Source organism: Pseudomonas sp., assembly GCF_049645325.1.
Lineage (GTDB): Bacteria > Pseudomonadota > Gammaproteobacteria > Pseudomonadales > Pseudomonadaceae > Aquipseudomonas.
The window spans coordinates 1-5,329 of the sequence record NZ_JBARTQ010000587.1; the positions used below are offsets into that span (position 1 = coordinate 1).

The window sequence follows — 5,329 nt, forward strand, 5'->3', positions numbered from 1 at the left end:
CGGTTGGTGACCTCCAATTTGGCGTAGATATTACGCAAATGGAATTTCACCGTGGCTTCGGACGTGGCGCGAATCTGGCTGATCTCCCAGACTGTCTTGCCTTCCGCCGCCCAGCGCAGAATTGCCAACTCGGTCGGCGTGAGGGGTTTACCGCGCAAACTCAAGTGCGGTCTAACGGCTACGGGCCCGGTAACCGGCGTACGACACGACTCCTCTCGGCCACTCATCAATCTCTCTCCTGTTATTAGCGGATGCCTTACCACCCTTCGGATTCCTCCTATTGACAGGTGGCATAAACATTGGGGCTGGAGAGAGTTACACAGTGAATCGAATGAAAGCATGAGGCGCCGAATAAACAGCCGCGTCTTACAGATAATCAGGCCTCTTCCCACGGCAACTTCCAACATGCCGCGATTGAAGATCCCGTGATGACTGAGTTAGTCGTCCAGCCCTGGAAAATCGCGGGCACGCTCGTCACCGGTAAACACCGGCACCCAGCCCTCGGCCGTGTTGAACAGACGCAGCGCGACAAAGTGCGGGTTCTCGCCCATGTCAAACCAGTGCGCCAAACCGGCCGGAATGATCAGCAGGTCATTTTTCTCACAGCGCACGGCGTACACGCAGTCGCCTATATGCAGGCTGAACAACCCTTGGCCGGCAACAAAGAAGCGTACTTCGTCTTCGCTGTAACGGCGCTCGTCGAGAAACCCGGCGCGCAATTCGTGTTTCTGCGGGTGATCGCCGGTGACGTTGAGGACTTCAACCTCGCGATAACCGAGCGCGTCGATTTGCGCCCGGTACGCGGCGATGATGTCGGCGTCGCTGGCGCCCTTCTCGATGGGGGCGGGTTGCCAGCGCTCGAACCGTACGCCGTGCTCGGCCAGGGTCGAGGCGATGTCGTCAAGGTGGGTCAGTACCTTGTTCGGGGTGTCCGGCGTGGCGACGTGGTAGACGGCTACATAACTCATTGCACGGTTCCTTTGTTCGGCTCTTGCAATCGAAGGCCAATGATAACGGCGGCCGCCAGGGCCGCAACGCTGGCGATGCTAAAAGTGAGGGTCGGGCCCAGCAGGTTCCAGCTGTAGCCGGCGTACAGCGCGCCCAATGCGCCGCCAGTGCCGGCAAGGGCGGCATAGAGCGCCTGGCCCTGGCCTTGCTGGCGGTCCCCGAAGCTGCGCTGTACAAAGGCGATCGCCGCCGCGTGGAAGCTGCCGAACGTGGCCGCGTGCATCACTTGCGCCAACAGCAGCAGCCAGAGGTACTCGGCGAATGAGCCCAGCAGCAGCCAGCGCAGCGCCGCCAACAGGAAACTGGCGAGCAACACGCGGCGCACCGAAAAACGCGTGAGGATGCGGCTCATGGCCAGGAACATCAGCACTTCTGCCACCACGCCCACGGCCCAGAGCATGCCGATCACACCTCGGCTATAACCCAAGTGTTCGAGGTGCAGGGTCAGGAAGGTGTAGTACGGGCCGTGGCTCATTTGCATCAGCGCCACACACGCATAAAACGCCAGCACGCCGGGGCTGCGCAATTGCTTGAAAAAACCCTCAGCGGCGAGGCGATTGCCATGGGCCACAGGCTGCGCATTCGGCACCCACAGGCTCGCGCCGATGATGCCGGCCATGATCACCACGACCACGACCGGGTAAATATCCAGGCTCAGCCAGTCGAACAGGCGGCCCATGATCACCACGGTGAGGATGAAACCGATGGAGCCCCACAGACGGATCTGGCTGTAACGCGATGTCTGCTTTTGCAGGTGAGCCAGGGTGATCACTTCAAACTGCGGCAGCACCGCGTGCCAGAAAAACGCATGCAGCGCCATCACCAGGGCCAGCCAGGCGTAGGTCTTGCTGATGAAAATCAGCGAAAAACTCGCCAGGGTGCAGACCGCGCCAAAACGCACGATGGCCAGGCGTCGGCCGGTGTAGTCGCCCAGCCAGCCCCACAAGTTGGGCGCCACGCAGCGCATCAACATGGGAATGGCCACCAACTCGCCGATGCGCGCGCTGGAAAACCCCAAGTGATCGAAGTACAGCGCCAGGAACGGCGCGGTCGCCCCGAGCAGGGCGAAGTAGAACAGGTAGAAGCTGGAGAGGCGCCAGTACGGGAGGGCTGATGTCATGCAGGGGGCTGCTTCGCAGCCCGGCGCGAGCAAGCTCGCTCACCACAACACACTCGCTCACTGCACCCGACTGTCACAGCTGGCCCAGCACCGGCGTACTCACGCGCACATCGGCGTTTTGCCCGCGGTTGCGCAGCAGGTGGTCCATCAACACGATGGCCATCATCGCCTCGGCAATTGGCGTGGCGCGGATGCCGACGCAGGGGTCGTGGCGGCCCTTGGTGATCACGTCCACCGGGTTGCCATGCACGTCGATCGAACGGCCCGGGGTGGTGATGCTCGATGTGGCTTTCAACGCCAAGTGCGCGACGATCGGCTGACCGGAAGAGATACCGCCGAGAATGCCGCCCGCGTTGTTGCTGAGGAAACCTTCCGGCGTCATTTCATCGCGATGCTCGGTGCCACGCTGGGCGACACAGGCGAAACCGGCGCCGATTTCCACGCCCTTCACGGCGTTGATGCTCATCAACGCGTGGGCCAGTTCGGCATCAAGGCGGTCGAAGATCGGCTCGCCCAGGCCCGGCTTCACGCCTTCGGCAACCACGGTGATCTTTGCGCCAACGGAGTCTTGATCGCGGCGCAACTGGTCCATGTAGGCTTCCAGCTCCGGCACTTTGTCCGGGTCGGGGCTGAAGAAGGCGTTGTCGTCGACGCTGTCCCAGGTCTTGAACGGGATTTCAATCGGGCCCAACTGGCTCATGTAGCCACGCACCACGATGCCCTGGGTGGCCAGGTATTTCTTCGCGATGGCACCGGCAGCCACGCGCATCGCGGTTTCGCGCGCCGAACTGCGGCCGCCGCCACGGTAGTCGCGCTCGCCGTATTTGTGGTGATAGGTGTAGTCGGCGTGGGCCGGGCGGAACAGGTCCTTGATCGCCGAGTAGTCCTTGGACTTCTGGTCGGTGTTGCGGATCAACAGGCCGATGGCGCACCCGGTGGTGCGGCCTTCGAACACGCCGGAGAGGATCTCGACTTCGTCGGGCTCCTGGCGCTGGGTGGTGTGACGGCTGGTGCCGGGCTTGCGGCGGTCGAGGTCGCGCTGCAGGTCTTCCAGCGAGAGCTCAAGGCCGGGCGGGCAGCCGTCGACAATGGCGACCAACGCCGGGCCATGGCTTTCGCCCGCGGTGGTGACAGTGAACAGCTTGCCGAAGGTATTGCCGGACATGCAGGGCGCTCCGTGAAATCAGTTGAATCAAGTCAACCGTAATAACTTAAGGCGGCCAGTATACGCAGGCTAACCGAGTAGTTCATCCTCGAAACCTTACCGGTAGACGTTGGTCCAACCGGCACCTTCCTGATGATGGCGCGATGATGCTGCGAGTTCTGCTTTTGACCCTCACCCTGTTTTCCAGCCTTGGCTTCGCCGCCTCCCCCGTTGTGCTGCAACGCCCGATCAGCCTCGACACCGGCAGCGGCGAGTTGGCGGGTTCGCTGCTACTGCCCAAATCCGACACGCCAGTGCCGGTGGTGCTGATCATCGCCGGCTCCGGGCCCACCGACCGCAACGGCAACAGCGCCGATGGCGCGCGCAATGACAGCCTTAAACGCCTGGCCTGGGTGCTGGCGCGCAATAACATTGCCAGCGTGCGCTATGACAAGCGCGGTGTCGCCGCCAGCCTGGCCGCCACCCCCGACGAGCGCAACCTGACCCTGGATGCCTATGTAGCCGACGCCGTGGCCTGGGGCAAGTTGCTCAAGGCCGACAAACGCATGGGCCCGCTGATCGTGCTGGGCCACAGCGAAGGTGCACTGGTTGCGGCCCTCGCCGCGCCGCAGCTCGACCCGGCCGGGGTGATTTCCCTGTCCGGCAGCGCCCGCCCGGTGGACCAGGTGATCCGCCAACAGTTGGCCGATCACCTGCCCCCTGCCCTGCTGCTGCGCAGCAACGAGATTCTCGACCACCTCAAGGCCGGCCAGGTGGATGCGGATGTGCCAGGCCCGCTGGAAGGCATTTTCCGGCCCACCGTGCAGCCTTATCTGATCAGCCTGTTCCGCGCTGATCCGTCGGCCGCGTTTGCCAAGCTGAAGATGCCGGCGCTGATTATCCAGGGCACTAATGATATCCAGGTCGGCGTCGCCGATGCCCAGCAGTTGAAACAGGCCAAGCCCGACGCGCAACTGACCGTGATTGAGGGCATGAACCACGTGATGCGCATCGTGCCCAAGGACGTAAAGGAGCAACTGGCCTCTTATAACGACCCGAAACTGCCCCTCGCCGCCGAGCTGGGAACGCGCATCGTGCGCTTTATCGACGGACTTCAACCCCGTTAAGCGACTATTTGCCTCCAGTCCTGAAGAAAACGGCCGATAAGTCCAGAGTCGACGGCAAAAAGGCGGTCGACTCGCAGGGCTTGGACAGGATCGCGCCGCATGACAACCACCGAAGCAACACCCGAATCTACCGCCGACACCCCGGCTGAAAAAACCGAGGCCGTCGAGGCAGCTGCACTGCCGTGGGCGGACGTACAGGCCGAACATTTCAAGATGCTGCGCCTGGCGCCCCTGGCGATCGATCGCGCCACCGGCGTGCGCCCGCTACGGTTTGTGCAGTTCGGCTACGCCGAGCGCAACGATAAACATCGCAGCCTGTTGCGCATGGTCATCCAGTTGCCCGGCCAACGGGTGCGTCGCGAGCAAAACCACTTGGATATCTGGGTCGACCACGACACGCACCGCGTGCATTTCGGCCCGGGCCACAGCCTGGAAATCGAACCGGCCAACCGTGGCGTGGGGCGCTTTCTGGTGGCCCAAGCCGCGGCCTGGGCGAAAAAACGCTGGTCGCACTACCGTGTTGACGGCGTCGACCTGGCCAACAAAGATGCCTTGAACGAAGCCACGCGCCTGCGCCGCGATCACTTCCTGCGCATCCAGGGTTTTGATGTGGCTTACGCCGATGTGCAACACCTGAAGGGCAACGTGCAGCCGGGCAAAGTCAGCGAAGTGCTGGACAGCTGGAACACTGAGAAGGTGCAGTTCGTGGAAATCCTCGAAGCCGCACAGATGCTGCAACAAGCCGAGCAGAACCTCGCGGAGCAGGAAGTGAAGCTGCGCAAGGAAGAGGAAAAAGTCACCAAGTTCAAGCGTGAAGACAGCGGATTGCGCTTTACCATCACGTGCCTGGTGGCGTTTACGGTGTTTCAGGCGGGGTTGTTGATCTGGATAGCGACACACCGATAAAACCAGTCTGTGCCATGAAATGAG

The 5,329-nt window shown here is 62.3% G+C and carries 6 protein-coding genes; 2 read left to right on the forward strand and 4 right to left on the reverse strand.

Going from position 1 to position 5,329, the window contains the following annotated elements; genetic code table 11:
- From WBB95_RS24735 to aroC, 4 genes are all read right to left on the reverse strand, one after another.
- Nucleotides 1–227, reverse strand: a 227-nt coding sequence (locus WBB95_RS24735; protein ID WP_424489955.1) for a helix-turn-helix domain-containing protein, incomplete at its 3' end; no start/stop codon positions are given.
- 210 nt (nt 228–437) lie between these two features.
- Entirely contained in the window at nt 438–968 is a 531-nt protein-coding gene (locus tag WBB95_RS24740) for a 1,2-dihydroxy-3-keto-5-methylthiopentene dioxygenase (protein WP_424489956.1), read from the reverse strand.
- Entirely contained in the window at nt 965–2,128 is a 1,164-nt protein-coding gene (locus tag WBB95_RS24745) for an MFS transporter (RefSeq protein ID WP_424489957.1), read from the reverse strand. The genes WBB95_RS24740 and WBB95_RS24745 overlap by 4 nt, the downstream gene beginning before the upstream one ends.
- A 73-nt stretch (nt 2,129–2,201) precedes the next feature.
- The gene (aroC, locus tag WBB95_RS24750; protein ID WP_424489958.1) at nt 2,202–3,293 is read right to left on the reverse strand and encodes a chorismate synthase; all 1,092 of its coding nucleotides are present in this window, start codon (nt 3,291–3,293) and stop codon (nt 2,202–2,204) included.
- A 143-nt stretch (nt 3,294–3,436) separates the two neighbouring features.
- Between aroC and WBB95_RS24755 the strand changes: the two genes are divergently transcribed.
- Entirely contained in the window at nt 3,437–4,399 is a 963-nt protein-coding gene (locus WBB95_RS24755; RefSeq protein ID WP_424489959.1) for an alpha/beta hydrolase, read from the forward strand.
- 99 nt (nt 4,400–4,498) lie between these two features.
- Nucleotides 4,499–5,305: a hypothetical protein gene (locus tag WBB95_RS24760; protein WP_424489960.1), complete on the forward strand. Its 807-nt coding sequence runs from the start codon at nt 4,499–4,501 to the stop codon at nt 5,303–5,305.
- The last annotated feature ends 24 nt before the right edge of the window (nt 5,306–5,329 follow it).

Excerpts from the sequence above, each read along its gene's own strand:
- WBB95_RS24740 (WP_424489956.1), bottom strand. The coding sequence starts at position 968 with ATGAGTTATGTAGCCGTCTACCACGTCGCCACGCCGGACACCCCGAAC.
- WBB95_RS24745 (WP_424489957.1), bottom strand. The coding sequence starts at position 2,128 with ATGACATCAGCCCTCCCGTACTGGCGCCTCTCCAGCTTCTACCTGTTC.
- aroC (WP_424489958.1), bottom strand. The coding sequence starts at position 3,293 with ATGTCCGGCAATACCTTCGGCAAGCTGTTCACTGTCACCACCGCGGGC.
- WBB95_RS24755 (WP_424489959.1), top strand. The coding sequence starts at position 3,437 with ATGATGCTGCGAGTTCTGCTTTTGACCCTCACCCTGTTTTCCAGCCTT.
- WBB95_RS24760 (WP_424489960.1), top strand. The coding sequence starts at position 4,499 with ATGACAACCACCGAAGCAACACCCGAATCTACCGCCGACACCCCGGCT.